Source organism: Micromonospora chokoriensis (genome assembly GCF_000718555.1).
In the GTDB taxonomy this organism is placed as follows: Bacteria; Actinomycetota; Actinomycetes; order Mycobacteriales; family Micromonosporaceae; genus Micromonospora; species Micromonospora chokoriensis_B.
The window spans coordinates 1-16229 of the sequence record NZ_JOAN01000038.1; the positions used below are offsets into that span (position 1 = coordinate 1).

Sequence of the window (16229 nt, forward strand, 5' to 3'; positions counted from 1 at the left end):
CGGGAACTTCCCGGGCAGCTTCGGGTCGAACTACACGACGATCATGAGCGACACGACGAACAACCTGTTCGAGGCCGTGCAGGTCTACAAGCTGCAGGGTCTGAACAAGTACCTCATGATCGTCGAGGCGATCGGCTCCACGGGCCGCTACTTCCGCTCGTTCACGGCCACCAGCCTGGGTGGTACGTGGACGCCGCAGGCCGCGACCCAGAGCAACCCGTTCGCCGGCAAGGTCAACAGCGGTGCCACCTGGACCAACGACATCAGCCACGGTGAGCTGCTGCGCACCAACGCCGACCAGACCATGACCGTCGACGCCTGCAACCTGCAACTGCTCTACCAGGGTCGTTCCCCCAGCTCTGACGGCGTCGACTACGGCCTCCTGCCGTACCGGCCGGGTCTGCTGACCCTGCAGCGCTGACCCGCTGCTCAAGCTTGACCCGCACGTGACGGGCGGGCTCGGCGTTACGCCGAGCCCGCCCGGCTCATGTTGGTGCCGTGATCAGCCCTGACTCATTCGACAGGCGTGCCGGTGACGCAGGTGAGCACCTGACCCTGCCCACGAGTGGTGCTCGAGGTGGTCGTGGCGAACCCGTGGGTTTCGAGCAGCAGCTCGGTGGTGGTGAGGTTCGCGGTGGCGTGCGCCGCGGTGGGTCGCTCACCGAACACGTAGAGCTGGCCTCCGGGTGCCAGCAGGCGTCGCACCCGAGCGACCTGCTGCGCTGCGTCGCCCAACCAGAAGAGGCTGACGTTCACTGCGAAGATCTTGGTGAAGTGGTCAGCCGGGAGGGTGGCCGACTCGAACCCGGCACGCCGGATCTCGGCTCGGCCGGCGCTGATGTGGCTCAGGTTCCGTTGGGTCGCGAGCCGCACCATCGACGCGGCACGGTCGATGGCGACGATTCGGCCGGTCGTGAGTCGGGCGGCGACCAGCGAGACGGCCGCTCCCCGACCACACCCGATCTCCAACACCTGGTCGTTGGGCGCGACAGCCATCGTCTCCACCGCCCAGCGCTGCCGATGGGCGGTCGGCACCCGAGTTGCGTCGTCGGCTCTGGGGGTCGTGCCGGTGCTGGAGAGACTTGTCGAAAGAGTGGATCTCACCACGTCACTCGCCGGTGCCTTCTCTGCTCACACATCTGATTCCACTATCTCAGCGGAGTCAGTGCACCGTGTCCTCGGTCACCATGCGGGCGGAGCCGGCAGGCGTCAGAGCCAGACCACGATCCCGGTCAGGTCGTTGAGGACTGCGGCCACGCCCGCCCGGATGGCCGCCGCGCAGCGATCCGCGGTGAACGAGTTCGGGTCGTACGTCGAGGACATACCGAGCCCTTCACCACGGAACGACGCGCCGTCCCAGTCGACTGCGGTGACGTTGTGGGTGGGCTCGGCCAACTCCGCGCCCACCACGAGGAAGTTCTCATCCAGGTGGTTCGGGGTGACCAGCGCGAGCGCGTCGATGAGGTCGTTGCCCGCGCCGACGATGAGGTCCGGGCCCATCTCCATCGCCTTGGCGATGCTGGGAACGGGGTCGTGCGCCTTGCCGACGGCGATCGTCCTGAGGTCGACGTGCTCGTCGTCGGCCCACTCCTTGACCGCCGTCACGAGGGCCTTGGTCGGGTTGTCCTCGCCGCTGGTCAGCAGGACGACCCGGTAGTCCTTCGGCGGGTGGACGCCGGCCCAGGAGCCGGGCTGCGGCGTGATGGTCGCCTCCGGGGCGGGCTTCACGGAGGGGTCGACGAACCCCGGGCCGAGGGTGCCGATGGCGCTGGGCGCCGGATGTGGCTCGGACCAGTCATCGCTGGAGCTACTACAGGCGGTGACCAGAGCGGCGGTCGCGGCCAGCATGGCAACGGCCCGAAGCGGGGGGCGCAAGGTGATCGTCCTCCGAGTGGTGGCGGAAAGTGCGCGTACGTCTTCGTATTCCTATCTCAATTCCGGTCCCCGGCAATCGGTGGGTGGCCCTTCGGCGATTTTGTTTTCCGGCGGTTTGCCGGTGCGCGGGCTGGTGTTCACCCACGACATGCAGCGTGCACTGGCCAACCGAGGGAGTCGAATGTTAGGCCGCGTCCGCCGTACCGTTATCGTCGCCGCTGTCGGTTTCGCCGCAGCGGTGGTTCCGTTTCTGGGCGCCGAACCGGCGTCCGCGCACGGTTTCTCATCGACTGTGTACGCAAAAATTGAAGCGGGAGATGAGGGTCACATCCGCACCGCGGTGGAGCTCGAATATGACCTCCTCGTCGTGTCCGCCGCCGATTCGGGTCACGACGATCCGCTCTTTCAGGCGGGAACCGCCGCATTCGAAGCGGGCGACGCCGGCGCCCAGGCCGCCGCGTTGAAGAGTCACGCGTCGACGGTCCTCACGTACGTCTCCGACCGGTTCTCGGTGAGTTCCCGGGACGCGGCCTGCCGGCCGACGCAGGTGGGCGACGCGACGATCAGTGCGCGCGACGGCGTGCCGCACGCGAACCTGCTGCTGGACTGGACCTGCCCCGAACGGGTCGGCGAGCACGTGGTGCGCAGCGGCCTCTTCCCGGACGGCGAGGGCTACGTCAAGGGCACGAAGACGATCGTCACCTACGAGATCGACGCCCGCTCGGGCAGTGCGGCGCTCGACGCCGCCAATCCGTCCTTCTCGACCGGGCAGGCCTGGTACCAGCGTTTCGGGGAGTTCTTCCTCCTGGGCGCCGAGCACCTGCTGAGCGGGATCGACCACATCCTGTTCCTGCTGGCGCTGATCGCCGGATCGCGGCGGCTCCGGGAGATCGTGCTCGCGGCCACCAGCTTCACCCTGGCGCACTCGGTGACGTTCATGCTCGCCGCGCTTGGCCTGGTCGAGGTGCCGGGGGCGATCGTGGAGCCGATCATCGCGTTGTCGATCGCCGTCGTCGCCGGCTGGCATCTGTGGGGGATCTGGCGGCGTGGTGAGCACGCGACCGACCTGGAGGCGGCCGGGCACGGTCACCTCAGCCTGGACCGGGCCGGCTGGATCCGCCTCGCGGTGGTGTTCTGCTTCGGCCTCGTGCACGGCCTGGGCTTCGCGGGCGCGTTGGGTATCGACGAGGCATGGTCGTGGACCCTGCTGTGGTCGCTGCTGGTGTTCAACGTCGGCATCGAGGTCGTTCAGTTGACGATTATCGCTGTCGTCTTCCCGCTGCTGTTCCTGCTGCGCCGCCGTGCGCCGAAAGCCGGCCTCTGGGCGACCGGGGCTGTTTCTGCTGGCGTGTCCATTATGGGGCTGATCTGGTTCGTGCAGCGTATTTCTGGATCATGAGTAAGGCTAAGTAGTTCGTGAAGTGCAGTCTTTCGCAAGATCACGTTCATGATCGGTTCACCAGGCAGCGAAAGCGTGTAATTGCTTCCCCGGCGTCGGGTGAAGACACATTCATTTCTCTATTTGAAAAGGGAACAATGTCGATGACATTGAACACATGGGTCTCCGCGCCCATGCGGCGGCGCCTGGTCGCCGGGGTCGCAGCCGGGTTCCTCGGAATGGGCGCGGCTCTCGGCAGTGGCCTGATGGCCTCTGCGAGTGCGGCTGAGTCCACCACGATCACAGGTGTGGTCCTCGGCGTCGGCGCCAACGAGACCCAGCGCATCGTGACCTGGTACTCGTCCGCCGACACCGCGCAGAAGATCCAGCTCGCGCCGACGGCTGAGATCGTCAACGGAGAGTTCCCGGCCAGCGCCCTCAGCTTCGACGCTGTTGGCGCGGCGAACACCTCCACCACCGGCTTCAACCGGCACGCCACGATCAGCAACCTGCGCGAGAACACGGCGTACTCGTACCGGGTCGGCGCCGAGGGCAGCTGGTCCCCGGCGTACGCCTTCAAGACGCAGGACTTCGAGGGCGACTACAACTTCTTGTTCTTCGGTGACCCGCAGATCGGTTCCTCCGGCGACGTCGCGAAGGACCAGGCCGGTTGGGCCGAGACGCTGAAGGTCGCCACCACGGCGAACCCGGACACCGAGATGCTGGTGTCCGCCGGTGACCACGTCGAGTCCGCGAACAACGAGGACCAGTGGAACGCGTACCTCTCCCCGGAGCAGCTGCGCCAGTACCCCACCGCGGCCACCATCGGTAACCACGATGTCGGCGGCAAGTCCTGGGAGCAGCACCACTTCACCCCGAACACGGACCGCTCAGCCCAGTACTACACCGGTGACCAGGCGACCCGCTCCGGCGGCGACTACTGGTACATCTACAAGGACGTGCTGTTCATCGACCTGAACAGCAACAGCTACGTCAACCCCGCTGACGGCTCCGCCGGTGGCGACGCGGCGCACGTCGCCTACGTCACCGACATCGTCAAGAAGCACGGCAACGAGGCCAAGTGGAAGGTGCTGGTTTACCACCACTCCATCTACTCGGCGGCGAGCCACGCCACCGACGCGGACAACAAGAACCGCCGCAAGGACTTCACGACGGCGTTCTCCGACCTCGGCATCGACATGGTGCTGCAGGGTCACGACCACGTCTACACCCGCAGCTACTCGATCAAGAACGGCCAGAAGGAGAACCCGGCTGAGAAGCCGGGCGCTGCCGACGTGTTCCCCGGCCCGGGTGGCGTCATCTACGTGACGGCCAACTCGGCCTCTGGCTCGAAGTACTACGACATCAAGAAGCCGGACAACACCGGCACCGGTGTCGAGGGCCTCGGCCCGGACCCGCTGAACCCGAACAACTACTGGTTCAACTCGGTGCAGAACCAGGAGCACGTGCGCAGCTACGTCAAGGTGCAGGTCAAGGCCGACAAGCTGGTGCTCCAGAACATCCGCAGCGGCACCTGCGCGGCGCCGAACGCGGCGGTCGAGAAGGGCCTGTCCTGCACCAACACCGCCGATGGCCAGCCGGTCGGCTCCATCGTCGACAACACCACGATCCACCCGTACCACGCTGACGGCCAGGCCATCCAGGTCAACGTGCCGAACCCGGCTCCGGGTGAGTTCGGCTGGACGATCGACGGCTACAACGGTCTCGTCAACCTGGGCACCGCTCAGGAGCGCAACGGCACCTACTTCGAGGCGACCGGCAAGATCAACCCGATCCTCGTGTCGGACAGCCGCCGCTCGCTCACCCCGTGGTCGATCTCGGCCAACGTCGGCGACTTCCAGGACGCCGACAAGAAGTTCTCCGGCTCCTACCTGGGCTGGAACCCGTACGTGCTCGACGGTGGCGCGGGTGCCGAGGCCGGTGCTCCGGTCCTGTCGTCCCTCGACGACCAGGGCAAGGGCCTCTCGGTCTCCAGCGCCCTCGCCGCGGCCGCGCAGGGTCACGCGCGGGGCGGCGCCCGGCTCGGTGCCGACCTGGATCTGAAGATCCCGGACAGCATCGCGAAGGGTGACTACCGCACCACGCTCACGATCACCGCGCTGAGCAGCTGATCGAACAGTTCCATCGGGCGGGGTAGGCACCTTCGGGGGCCTACCCCGCCACCCATTTGCAATCCGTCCAAGATCACCTCAAGGAACCGGTATGTACCCGTCCGTAACGCGCTGGAAGACCACGCCCGCCGCACTCCTCCGTACGACCGCACTGTCCCTGCTCGCCGTCGTCGCGGCCGGCGGTGTCGGCGCTGGTCCCGCCCAGGCCGCGGACGGCAACGTCGCCTGGACGGTCCGGACGGCCTCCAACGGTTACGGCGAGGCCCGGTCCAGCTTCAGCTACGACGTCAACCCCGGTGGTGCCGTCGATGACGCCATGGTCGTGGCCAACCGCGGTCCGGCGCCGCTGACCCTCGCCGTGTACGCCGCCGACGGCTTCACCACCGACGCCGGCCAGCTCGACCTGCTCACCAAGGACAAGAAGTCCGTCGCGATCGGCGCCTGGGTGAAGGCGAACGCCGGCAGCGTCGTGATCCAGCCCGGAAAGACCGCTCAGGTCCCGTTCAAGGTCAGCGTCCCGGAGAACGCCACGCCCGGGGACTACGTCGGTGGCATCCTCACCACGCTGACCCAGTCCGACCAGGCCGAGGGGATCAACGTCGACCGGCGTCTCGGTATCCGGATCAAGTTGCGGGTGGGTGGCGAGCTGAAGCCCAACCTCGCGATCGAGAACCTCCATGTGAAGTACGCCGGGCCGACCAACCCGTTCAGCAAGGGTGACGCCACCATCACCTACAAGATCCACAACGTTGGCAACGCCGCCCTCTCCGGGCAGCAGGCGGTATCGGTCTCGGGGCCGTTCGGCGTACTGCGAGTCCGGGCGAAGGACATCGCCGCGCCGCCGGAGCTGCTCCCCGGCGAGAGCTGGGACGTGACCGTGCCCGTCCACGGTGTGGCGCCCACCATCTCACTGGCCGCGACTGCGACCCTGACGCCCCTGCTCACCGACGCCTCCGGCTCCACCACGCCGCTCAAGCCGGTCAAGGTCACCGCGCACGGCTGGGCCCTGCCGTGGATGCTGGCGCTGGTGCTCGTCGTGCTGATCGCCGCGCTCGTCGGGGCGTTGCTCTACCGACGCCGCAACAAGGCGCAGCGCAAGGCACGCGAGGACGCCCGCGTACGTGACGCTGTCGAGCAGGCGCTCCGCGGTCCGGAGCAGCAGACCTCCTGAGCACTTAGACGGCCGACGGGATCACCGCCTGGATGAGGTGTGGTCCCGGTTCGGCGATGGCCCGGGAGAACTGCTCGGCGAGTTCCTCGGCGGTCGTGGCACGGCTGGCGGGCATGCCGAAACCCTCCGCCAGCTTCACGTAGTCGATCGCCGGGTTGGCCAGGTCGAACAGCGGGATGTCGTCGGCCTTGGCCGGGCCCGGGGGGAGAGTGAAGTAACCCCACTCCGCGCGCAGGATCCCGTACGCGTGGTTGTTGAGGATCACGTTTGTGATGTTCAGCTTCTCGCGGGCCTGGGTCCAGAGCGCGGTGAGGGTGTACATGGCGCACCCGTCGGCCTCCAGGGCCACCACCGGCCGGTCGGGGGCGGCGATGGCGGCTCCGACGGCCAGGGGCAGACCGTCGCCCATCGCGCCACCGCACTGCATGAGCACGTCGTGCCGGGGAGCGCCCTCGGTCGCCGCGGCCAGGGCGGTGCCGGAGCTGACGGTCTCGTCGATGACGATCGCCCGTTCGGGCAGCAGCGCGCCGATGACCTCGGTCCAGCTCTTGAGGGTGAGCGGCCCGCTCGGCATCGCCGGCCGTTGCGGCTTGGTGACCTCGGGGGCAGTGTCCGGCGCTAGCAGGTCGGCGAGCTGCACGAGCGCGGCGACGGCATCCTGACCGGCCTCGGCGAGCGCGTGCGACTGGGCACCCTCCGGGACGAGGCAGCTCGGCAGGCCGGGGTAGGCGAAGAACGCGACGGGCTCCTTGGCGCCGGCGGTGATCACGTGCTTCACCCCGGCCAACTGCTTGACCGTCTGGTCGGGGAAGAAGCTCAGCCGAGGGAAGCTGGGCAGGCCGGCGCCGTGCTCAAGCCGGTTGGAGTAGAGCTCCTGCAACACCCGTGCGCCGGTGGCGGCACCGATGCGGCTCGCCGCGCAGAGGCCCGCCTCGCGGACCGCCGGACCGCCGATGACCAGGGCCACCGGTTCACCGCTGCGCAGCACGTCCGCGATTTGCGCGATCACCTCCTTGGTCACCGGCTGCGGCGGCTTGAGGGCGGCCGGCGTGCCGACCACTCCGCCGTCGTTCCACGAGGCGTCCGCCGGCACGATCACGGTGGCGACCTGCCCGGGTGGTTCCACCGCTGCGGCCAGGGTGGCGGCGGCGTCGGTCCCGGTGCCCGCGGCGTTCTCGGGGCGGCGGACCGAGCCACGCAGCCAACTGCCGAGCAGGGCGATCTCCGAGGTCAGGGGCGAGTCGTAGACGTTGTGGTAGGTCGGGTGGTCGCCCACGATGCTGACCACCGGCGAGTTGGCGCGACGGCTGTTGTGCAGGTTCGTCAGCCCGTACGCGAAGCCCGCTCCCAGGTGCAGCATCGTCGCGGCGGGTTTGCCGGCGATGCGGGCGTAACCGTCGGCCGCGCCGGTGGCCACGCCCTCGAAGAGAGTCAGCACCCCGCGAAGTTGCGGTAGGCCGTCTATCGCTCCGACCATGTGCATCTCCGTGGTGCCCGCATTGGCGAAGACGACCTCCAAGCCGCCGTCCGCCAGCGTCCGCATGAGTGCTTCAGCCCCGTTCATCCGAGCCACCTCTCGTCAGATCGATGCCGCCAGCGTAGGTGTTAAAAGACCACCTAATGCCGCATATAGTGCGCTATCACCCCCCGCTGGACGCTTGGTCGGCTGTCGCGCGGTGACTCAGCTCGACCGCGAAAACGATCACGGCGATCACCAGCACCACCGCCGGCACGGATGCCCAGATCGGGGCCGCGCGCAGCACCACCGTGCCCAGTACGGCGCCGAGCACCAGCCCCGCCAGCCGGCCCACGCCACCCAGGTCGGCGAACCGGTGCGGGTCGACGACGCGACGCCGAACCAGCTCGGTCAGCGAGCCGGTCAGGTAGGTGGTGGACGCGCCTCGTACGCCGGCACCGACGGTGATCACGCTCTGGATGCCACTCGACACGGCGGCCATCGCCAGCAGCACGAGCCCGAAGCCATACCCGGGACGTGCCGAACAGGCCAGCCAGCCCACCGTGAACCCGAGCAGCAGCACCGCCTCGGCCGACGTCACCACCGCGGTACGGCGGTTCCAGCCCGGTGGGGCGTGGCGCAACGGCACCGTGGCAGCGGCCACCCCCACCGCGTAACCACCAACCGCCACCACCGCCCCCGCGAGCGAGCGGGTGTCCGCCGTGGCGAGCGCGTGGCCGAAGTGCACCAGGTTGCCGGTGACCACGCTGGCGAAGTAGCCGTTGAGCCTGGTCAGACAGATCACGTCGACGCAGCCGGAGGCCGCGGCCAGTGCCACCAGGAGCCAGGCCGTGGCCCGTGTCGACGGAGCGTGCACGATGTCCCTTCCCGTTGCCTGGAGTGCGTGGACATTCCCGTGCCCGCCCCGGCTACGCCCGGTGAGGCACGCCGCGCGGGGGCGTTCGTCCTTGTGGGTGAACGAGGTTCAGCCCTGCGCCACGCCCGTTCCCGAGGCGGCATGCTGCGACGGTGACGCCGGCACGGAGAGGGAATCCACATGGTTGACGGGGACGTGCCGGAGCGGATGCAGGCTGCGGCCTTCGACGAGTTCGGCGGGCCGGAGGTGATCACCCTGCGGAAGCTGCCGGTCCCGGAGGTCGCCGACAACGAGGTGCTGATCAAGGTCTTGAGCGCCGGCGTCGGGGTGTGGGACGCGTACGAGCGGCAGGGTGTGCTGGTGCCGGAGGGCTCGACCTTCCCGATCGTGCCCGGCTCCGACGGTGCCGGCACCGTCATCGCGGCCGGCAGCAAGGTGACCAACCTCGCCGTGGGCGACCTGGTCTACGTCTCCGCCGCCACCCGGCCAAAGGGCGGTTTCTACGCCGAGTACGCGGTGGTCGACGCGAAGTACGCGGCGAAGGTCCCCGACGGTGTGCCCGCCGAGCACGCCGGTGCCATGCCCACCGACGCGCTGACCGCGCTGGCCGGGCTCGACACCCTCGGCCTGTCGACCGGCGCCTGGCTGCTGATCTTCGGTGCGAGCGGCGGTCAGGGCCACCTGGCCGTGCAGCTGGCCAAGCGGCAGGGGCTGAATGTGATCGCCGTGGCCTCCGGGGCGGACGGCGTCGCGCTGGTTACCCGGCTCGGCGCCGACGTGTCCCTCGACGGCCACGGCGACATCACCGATGTGCTCGCCCAGGTCCGGGAGGCGGCACCGGCCGGGGTGGACGCCATCCTGGCGATGGCCGCTGGCGAGACCCTGGACCGGCTCACCGAGGCGCTCGTCGACGGCGGGGTGGTCGCGTTCGCCCACGGGGTGCAGCCAGAACCGCAGGAGCGGCCCGGCGTCGTGGTCCGCGCGTACGACGGCGAATCGAACCCTCGACAGTTGCAGCGCCTCAACGAACTCATCGAGGCGGGGCCGTTCGTGGTGCATGTCGCCGAGACGTTCCCGCTGGGCAAGGTGCGGGAGGCGCACAAGCGCCTACAGACGTCCTACGCCGGCAAGCTGCTGCTGACGGTGGCCTGAGGCCTCAGGCCGTGCGCTGCTGCGGCACGCGTACCGATGCCATGCCGGCCGCCGTCGCGGCCTGGATGCCCAGGTCGGTGTCCTCGAAGACCAGGCAGGACTCCGGTGCTACGCCGAGGTGCTGCGCCGCGAGCAGGAACGCCTCCGGGTCGGGCTTGGCCCGGGTGTAGTCGTCGGCGCAGACCAGCACGTCGAACCGGTCCAGTAGGCCGAGCGCGTCCAGGGAGGCGGTGACCGACGCGCGGGTGCTGCCGGAGACCACGGCGAACGGAACCCGCCGGTGCGCGTCGTGGATGTGCGCCAGCACCTCGGGCACGGCGGCGAGCTGCGGCAGCAACTCCTGGTAGTAGCTCTCCCGGCGCTCGACTACAGCCGCGACCGGCATGGCCAGACCCTGCTGCTCGTTCAGGGCGACGATGATGTCGGCGGTCGGCCGCCCACCCCAGGCGTAGAAGAGGTCCTCCGGGAACTCGCAGCCCCACTCCTGAAGGGCTCGCTGCCAGGCCAGGTAGTGCAGCGGCATCGAGTCGACGATGGTGCCGTCGCAGTCGAACAGGTACGCGGCGAACTGGCCGGGAGGCAGAGGCAGACTCACCCGGGAAGGGTACAGCTCACTCGGTCGAAACGGATTGCAACTGTCTGAGCAGGTACGCGCGCTCCGGTTCGGTGCCGACAAGCGTCAACGCGGTGCGGTACGCCGCCGCGGCCTCGTCGTGCCGGCCGAGCCGGCGCAGCAGGTCGGCCCGGGTCGCCGGATAGGGGTGGTGGCCGCGCAGGAGGGGCTCATCGGCCAACCCGTCGAGCAGGGCGAGCCCCGCCTCCGGCCCGTCCCGCATGGCCACTGCGGCGGCCCGGTTGAGCGCGACGATCGGTGAGGGCACCAGGCCGAGCAGCACGTCGTAGAGCGCCACCACCTGCGGCCAGTCGGTGCTGGCCACATCGGCGGCCTCGTCGTGCAGCGCGGCGATGGCGGCCTGCACGCCGTACGGCCCGGGCGCTCGGCCGGTCAGCGCGACCACCACCAGGCCGCACCCCTCCTCGATCATGGGGCGGTCCCAGCGTCCCCGATCCTGGTCGTCGAGAAGGATCATGGTGCCGTCCGGTCCGGTACGCGCGGCGCGTCGGGCGTGGACGAGCAGCATCAGGCCGAGCAACCCGGCGACCTCCCGCTCGGCCGGCAGCAGCCGGCGCAGGATCCGGCCCAGCCGGATGGCCTCCTCGGCCAGGTCGATCCGTTGGAGATCCGGGCCGGTGCTGGCGGCGTAGCCCTCGGTGAAGACCGAGTAGACGGCCTGGAGCACCGTGGGCAGGCGATCAGGCAACTCGTCGACGCCCGGCACCCGGAACGGAATCCGGGCGTCGCGGATCTTCCGTTTGGCCCGGACGAGCCGCTGGGCCATGGTGGCGGGCGGCACCAGGAAGGCCCGCGCGACCTCGGTGGTGGTGAGCCCGGCCAGGAACCGCAGGGTGAGCGCACCGCGATCCTGCGCGGCCAGGGCCGGGTGCGCGCAGGTGAAGAAGAGCGCGAGCCGGTCGTCGGGTAGGTCGCGGTCCGCGTCGGCGGGTGGGGCCGGGTCGGCCCGCTCGGCCTCCGCCTGAAGTACGGCGAGCCGGGTCGCCAGCACCCGGTCGCGGCGCAACCGGTCCACGGCTCGACGCCGAGCCGTGGTGAGCAGCCAGGCGCCCGGTCGGCTCGGGACGCCGTCGGTCGGCCAATGCGTCAGCGCCGCCTCGATGGCCTCGGAGGCGACCTCCTCGGCCAGGTCGAGATCGCCGAAGCGATGCACGAGCGCGGCGAGCAATCGGCCGCGTTCCTCCCGGAACACCGCCTCCACCGACGCCCCGACGGCTGCCCCCGCACCTGACACGATCAGACCGGCGCCTCGATCTCGGCGATCGGGCGGACCTGGACCGACCCGCCGCCGGTGGCGCCGGGACTGCGGGCCGCCCACTCCAGCGCGGCGTCGAGGTCCGGCACGTCGATGATGTCGTACCCGCCGAGCAGTTCACGGGTCTCGGCGAACGGCCCGTCGGTGATCGTGCGCTCGCCGCTGGGGCCCACCTGCACGGTCGTACAGGTGGTCAGGTCCTGTAGCGGATGCCCCGAGACCCAGATGCCCGCGTCCTTCATCTCCCGGTCGTAGCGGATCCAGTCCTCGAAGGTGCACCCGTTGTCGAAGGCTTCCCCGTCGGTCGTGGGGCTCATGAACAGCAGCATGTACTTCACGTTTCGGCTCCTCTCGGTGCGGCGTGGTCGCCGTACAGCATGACGACGAACGAGGCCTGCGGATATCGACACGGCGGCGTCAGGTCTTTCCGGCTCGATAGCCGGGCCGGGGCTGGGTGGGATCGGGAGGTTCGATCCGTCGCTCGAACCAGGTCACCGCGACCAAGAAGACGGTCAGCAGGGTGAGCGCCGCCAACGGGGGCAGCGACCGGCCGATCGGCAGCAGGGCCAGCGGCAGCAGCGCGGCGACTACCTGCGCCGGGCACACCACGCGGACGGTCAGTCGGCGGAAGACCAACCTGCTGAGCAGGTAGAGGGCCGTCCCGCCGTAGAGCGCGGTCGCGGCCTCCCAGCCCAGCCGGTCGGGGTGCGCCGACTCCTCGGTGAGCCGGGCGATCACCTCCTCGATGCCGAGCGCGACGTAGATGGCCCCGATGATCAGCGGGGAGTGCCCGATGCCGTACGCGTCGCCGGCCACACTCGCCCGTCGCTCATCCGGCACGTTACTGACGGCCTCCCGCGCGGCGGGGGCGAGCCGGTCGAAGTAGAGCCACCACAGGCAGACCGTAGTGGTGAGGCCGAGCAGCGCGGCCAGAACGGCCGCACCGACCGGTGCCATCGTCCGCGGTCCCGCGCCGGCGGAGATCAGCGACTCACCCAGCGCGATGATGAGCACCAGGCCGAAGCGCTCGGTGAAGTGGTCCAGGCTGCGCACCTGCCACGGCCGGAAGGCGGACGCGATCCGCGCGCCGCCGATATCCACCAGCAGCGCGACCGTCCAGAGCACCGTCTGGGCCGCGCCGCCGAGCAGCGCGCCGCCGATCAGCGGGAGCCACGCCAGGATCACCGGCACGCGGAAGAACCGCAGCGTCGAGCGCAGCGGTGGGTTCGTCGCGCTCACCCAGAACAGGATCACGAGCTGCACGGCCCGGCCGACCACGTACGCCAGGGCGAGGGTGAGCGGCGCGTCGAACAGCTCCGGGCTCTGTTTCCACGCGTCCGGCAGGACCAGCGCGGCCACGAAGATCGCCGCCATCGCGACCAGGGTGGCCGCGCGGACCAGGCCGACATCCGGGCGGACCAGGTTTCCCACCCAGGTGTACGGGCCCCAGGAGTAGAGCAGCAGCAGGAGGAGGAGCAACCCCTGGGCCAGGGTGAGCGCCGTCGGCGATCCCGCCATGAACGTGATGACGCGGGTGAGTGCGAAGACGAAGACCAGGTCGAAGAAGATCTCGAACATCGTGGTCCGGTGCGTCACTCCCACCGGCACCGGACGAATGTCAGATACCCTCCTCACCCTCGCATTCTGCGCCATGTCGGTCGGCGGCACCCGCTCGGCGCTCAGGTCGAGGCGTCCGTCCGGCGTCGACTCCGCTCAGCCCGCCGCCGCACCTGCTGGTACGCCCCGGTCAGCCCCATCGCCCGGCGTACCTCGACCAAGGTCTGGCGTACCTCCTGGCGGGTCCGTTCCGTGCCCTCGACGATCAGTCGGTCGACCAGACCCCGGTCGGCTTCGATCTCGGCCCGGCGTTGCCGGATCGGCGCCAGGAACCCCTCCAGCGCGACGACCAGCCGTTCCTTGACCTCCACGTCGCCCACCCGCCCGGCCCGGTAGCGCTGGGCCAGGTCGGCCACCTCGTCACGGTCGGGATTGAAAACCTCGTGGTACGCGAAGACCGGGTTGCCCTCCACCGTGCCCGGCACGTCGGCCCGCACCCGGTTCGGGTCGGTGTACATGCCGAGCACCTTGCGACGCACCGTCGCCGCGTCGTCGGAGAGAGCGATCGTGTTGCCCCGGCTCTTGCTCATCTTGGCGGCGCCGTCGGTGCCCACCAGGCTCGGCGTGTCCGCCGGGATCAGCTCGGGCACCGGGAAGACGGGGCCGTACAGGTGATTGAACCGTCGGGCGATCTCCCTGGTCACCTCGACGTGTGCGGCGTTGTCCCGGCCGACCGGGACCACCTCTCCCTTGACGCAGAGGATGTCCGCGGCCTGCAGCACCGGGTAACCCAACAGCCCGTACGGCATCTCCTCCTTGCCGGCGTCGCGGGCCATGTCCTTGAGCGAGGGCACCCGTTCCAGCCGGGGGACAGTCACCAGGTTCTGTAGGAGGGTGTTGAGGTCGCCGACCTCCGGGATGGCCGACTGGAGGTAGAAAGTGGCCCCGTCCGGCTCGACCCCGGCGGCGAGGATGTCGGTCACCATCTCGCGGGCGTTGCCGGAGACCTGGTCGATGTCCTCCCGCCGGTTGCGAGTGGTGAGCATGTGCAGGTCGGCGATGATGAAGAAGCTCTCGTAGCGCCGGTGCAGCCGTACCCGGTTGACGATGCTGCCGACGTAGTGGCCGAGGTGCAGGCGGCCGGTGGGCCGGTCGCCGGTGAGCATTCGTGCGACGGACATGGTGGTGCCTCTCGTTCCGTTGGTGGGTCACGCATGGGCGCGCGCCGACAGGGGCTGGTTCAGCCCTGTCGGTCAGCGGGATCGGCTCAGCGAGCCGTCCGCCATCGCGCGCCGGCGCGGAACCGCAGACCACCGGCACGGAGGACGTTCAGAAGTTGCTCACGGCCATCGCCGGAGCGGGTCGGGATCTCGGGCACGGCACCGAGGGGGAGGCCGTCGACCAGGTCGACCGTCTCCGATGCGCAGTTGCCCGTCCGGACCACGGCCTCACATTACCTGCGGCGGGGCATAGCTGTCGGCGTAGTAGTTGCCGATGCGTTCCCGGTACTCCAGGTCGTCGACGCTGCCGGGCGCGTCCGGGCCGTCGTGACCACCCTCCTGGCCGTCCGGAGGGTGACCGAGGGAGTGGAGTGCGTGTGCCCGCCAGCCAGGGGCGGACGGGTCACGCCAGGCCCAGGGGTTGAAGACCGAGGGTTGCATGGGACACCTTCAGGGGGGACGGTCCTGCGCTGTCCTCCTTCGCAGTGCACACCCCGCTGCCGCTGGAAACACCTCGGGTGCGGGAGTGACGACAGGGCTCGCGTCCGTGGCCGGCCTGGTGAACAGGCGCGCTGGCATACTCGGCTGCCATGGTGCTGTCGCGAGGGTGGGCCGTGTTCCTGGTCGGAGTCGGCGTCTGGACCTGGGTGATCTGGCCGAGGTTCGCGGTGGCCATCTGGCAGGACCCGCGGTCCTGGGCGTCCGGCACGGTGGCGGACGGTCCCGCCACCAGCTTTCTCTGGGTGCATGCGCTGCTGATTGCCGCATCCCTGGCGATCGGGACCACCGCCGGCGTCCTCGGCATCCGAGCCTGGCTCGCCGCCCGCCGTCAGCAGTAGTCCTGACCGGTCCCCCGTGCAGGCAAGCCCTTCGTGCTGGCGGCAGCGCCGGCTACGCGGCCGGTCGGGTCCTCGCTGAGCTGGGTAAACCGCAGGCGAACGGAAGTGTGACGCGCGCCCCTACCCGCGGATTTGACGATCAAACCCGCGAACGCGTAACTTTCTCTCTGCCAGCGCGGAACGGGGCAAACGGGACGAAAGTCCTGGAGCGCCGAGACGGGGTGGCAACCGGGTCAAACAGGGGTTCGCTCCTGCGAGACGCGGTCCGGGCGGGGCTTGCCGGATCGGCCGCGAGGCGGATTTGGTGCGGCGAAGCCGACCGGGTAAGGTTCACGACCGGCAGGGAACCGGGCGAGACTGCGGGACACCGCAGCGGCCGGCCTGCCGAATCCGACGACCTGACGCAGCGGTTCGCTGCTGCGTGAGTGCGCCGGCGCTGACCCGTACGAAGCATGACAGACCGGGACACACGGTTTGACACGACGAAGACGGTGAGGTAACGTAGTAAAAGTGCCCGGCGCGAGAGCGGCGGGGACACAGAGCGGAAAAGCCCCGAGTTGGGGTTCCACTGTGGTGGGGCTTCTGGTCGGTGTGTGGTTGTTCTTTGAGAACTCAACAGGGTGCTTGTAAAGCCAGTGCCAATTATGATTTATACCCCGGACTGGTCAGTTTTTGCTGGCTGG

General features: G+C 69.4%; 17 protein-coding genes. 6 read left to right on the forward strand and 11 right to left on the reverse strand.

Translation table 11 applies throughout. From position 1 onward, the window contains the following. On the forward strand, positions 1 to 421 hold a 421-nt coding region (locus IF46_RS0131750), incomplete at its 5' end, for a non-reducing end alpha-L-arabinofuranosidase family hydrolase (RefSeq protein ID WP_030492097.1). Between the two features lie 92 nt (positions 422 to 513). Here the strand turns inward: IF46_RS0131750 and IF46_RS0131755 are convergent. Further along, the gene (locus IF46_RS0131755; protein ID WP_157563731.1) at positions 514 to 1104 is read right to left on the reverse strand and encodes a class I SAM-dependent methyltransferase; all 591 of its coding nucleotides are present in this window, start codon (positions 1102 to 1104) and stop codon (positions 514 to 516) included. 105 nt (positions 1105 to 1209) lie between these two features. Next, a complete protein-coding gene (locus IF46_RS0131760) occupies positions 1210 to 1875 on the reverse strand; it encodes a hypothetical protein (RefSeq protein WP_030492099.1) in 666 nt (221 codons plus the stop codon). 1 nt (position 1876) lies between these two features. Here IF46_RS0131760 and IF46_RS0131765 point away from each other — a divergent pair, with 1 nt between their 5' ends. From IF46_RS0131765 to IF46_RS0131775, 3 genes are all read left to right on the forward strand, one after another. Further along, complete coding sequence (locus tag IF46_RS0131765) at positions 1877 to 3274, forward strand: HupE/UreJ family protein (protein ID WP_232234236.1); 1398 nt, start codon at positions 1877 to 1879, stop codon at positions 3272 to 3274. 143 nt (positions 3275 to 3417) lie between these two features. Then, entirely contained in the window at positions 3418 to 5385 is a 1968-nt protein-coding gene (locus IF46_RS0131770) for a purple acid phosphatase family protein (protein ID WP_232234237.1), read from the forward strand. Between the two features lie 91 nt (positions 5386 to 5476). Continuing rightward, a complete protein-coding gene (locus IF46_RS0131775; protein ID WP_030492102.1) occupies positions 5477 to 6556 on the forward strand; it encodes a WxL protein peptidoglycan domain-containing protein in 1080 nt (359 codons plus the stop codon). A gap of 4 nt (positions 6557 to 6560) precedes the next feature. On the opposite strand, the gene IF46_RS0131780 is transcribed toward IF46_RS0131775, so the two are convergent. Then, complete coding sequence (locus IF46_RS0131780; protein ID WP_030492103.1) at positions 6561 to 8120, reverse strand: acetolactate synthase large subunit; 1560 nt, start codon at positions 8118 to 8120, stop codon at positions 6561 to 6563. Between the two features lie 76 nt (positions 8121 to 8196). Next, positions 8197 to 8889 carry a YoaK family protein gene (locus IF46_RS0131785; protein WP_232234238.1) on the reverse strand — a complete coding sequence of 231 codons (693 nt, stop codon included), beginning with the start codon at positions 8887 to 8889 and terminating at the stop codon, positions 8197 to 8199. A gap of 180 nt (positions 8890 to 9069) precedes the next feature. On the opposite strand from IF46_RS0131785, the gene IF46_RS0131790 reads away from it, so the two are divergent. Continuing rightward, positions 9070 to 10041 carry an NADP-dependent oxidoreductase gene (locus IF46_RS0131790; protein WP_198041581.1) on the forward strand — a complete coding sequence of 324 codons (972 nt, stop codon included), beginning with the start codon at positions 9070 to 9072 and terminating at the stop codon, positions 10039 to 10041. 4 nt (positions 10042 to 10045) lie between these two features. On the opposite strand, the gene IF46_RS0131795 is transcribed toward IF46_RS0131790, so the two are convergent. The 7 genes from IF46_RS0131795 to IF46_RS35450 all read right to left on the reverse strand — a co-directional run bounded on the left by IF46_RS0131795 (position 10046) and on the right by IF46_RS35450 (position 15148). Further along, entirely contained in the window at positions 10046 to 10636 is a 591-nt protein-coding gene (locus tag IF46_RS0131795; protein WP_030492106.1) for an HAD family hydrolase, read from the reverse strand. 16 nt (positions 10637 to 10652) lie between these two features. After that, the gene (locus IF46_RS0131800) at positions 10653 to 11909 is read right to left on the reverse strand and encodes an RNA polymerase sigma factor (protein ID WP_157563734.1); all 1257 of its coding nucleotides are present in this window, start codon (positions 11907 to 11909) and stop codon (positions 10653 to 10655) included. Positions 11910 to 11911: 2 nt separating this feature from the next. Beyond that, a complete protein-coding gene (locus tag IF46_RS0131805) occupies positions 11912 to 12259 on the reverse strand; it encodes a YciI family protein (protein WP_157563736.1) in 348 nt (115 codons plus the stop codon). 88 nt (positions 12260 to 12347) lie between these two features. Further along, positions 12348 to 13565 (reverse strand): low temperature requirement protein A, encoded by a 1218-nt coding sequence (locus tag IF46_RS0131810; protein ID WP_198041582.1) that lies wholly within the window; start codon positions 13563 to 13565, stop codon positions 12348 to 12350. A 44-nt stretch (positions 13566 to 13609) separates the two neighbouring features. Further along, positions 13610 to 14668, reverse strand: a complete 1059-nt coding sequence (gene trpS / locus IF46_RS0131815) for a tryptophan--tRNA ligase (protein WP_030492110.1) — start codon at positions 14666 to 14668, stop codon at positions 13610 to 13612. 86 nt (positions 14669 to 14754) lie between these two features. Beyond that, complete coding sequence (locus IF46_RS34955) at positions 14755 to 14931, reverse strand: hypothetical protein (protein ID WP_198041583.1); 177 nt, start codon at positions 14929 to 14931, stop codon at positions 14755 to 14757. Positions 14932 to 14935: 4 nt separating this feature from the next. Beyond that, a complete protein-coding gene (locus tag IF46_RS35450) occupies positions 14936 to 15148 on the reverse strand; it encodes a hypothetical protein (protein ID WP_030492111.1) in 213 nt (70 codons plus the stop codon). Between the two features lie 149 nt (positions 15149 to 15297). Here IF46_RS35450 and IF46_RS0131830 point away from each other — a divergent pair, with 149 nt between their 5' ends. After that, positions 15298 to 15546 (forward strand): SCO4848 family membrane protein, encoded by a 249-nt coding sequence (locus tag IF46_RS0131830; protein ID WP_030492112.1) that lies wholly within the window; start codon positions 15298 to 15300, stop codon positions 15544 to 15546. Positions 15547 to 16229: the final 683 nt, after the last annotated feature.

Bases quoted from the DNA above. Each gene is read 5' to 3' on its own strand.
- IF46_RS0131770 (WP_232234237.1), top strand. From the start codon at position 3,418: ATGACATTGAACACATGGGTCTCCGCGCCCATGCGGCGGCGCCTGGTC.
- IF46_RS0131775 (WP_030492102.1), top strand. From the start codon at position 5,477: ATGTACCCGTCCGTAACGCGCTGGAAGACCACGCCCGCCGCACTCCTC.
- IF46_RS0131780 (WP_030492103.1), bottom strand. From the start codon at position 8,120: ATGAACGGGGCTGAAGCACTCATGCGGACGCTGGCGGACGGCGGCTTG.
- IF46_RS0131790 (WP_198041581.1), top strand. From the start codon at position 9,070: ATGGTTGACGGGGACGTGCCGGAGCGGATGCAGGCTGCGGCCTTCGAC.
- IF46_RS0131805 (WP_157563736.1), bottom strand. From the start codon at position 12,259: ATGCTGCTGTTCATGAGCCCCACGACCGACGGGGAAGCCTTCGACAAC.
- trpS (WP_030492110.1), bottom strand. From the start codon at position 14,668: ATGTCCGTCGCACGAATGCTCACCGGCGACCGGCCCACCGGCCGCCTG.
- IF46_RS35450 (WP_030492111.1), bottom strand. From the start codon at position 15,148: ATGCAACCCTCGGTCTTCAACCCCTGGGCCTGGCGTGACCCGTCCGCC.
- IF46_RS0131830 (WP_030492112.1), top strand. From the start codon at position 15,298: ATGGTGCTGTCGCGAGGGTGGGCCGTGTTCCTGGTCGGAGTCGGCGTC.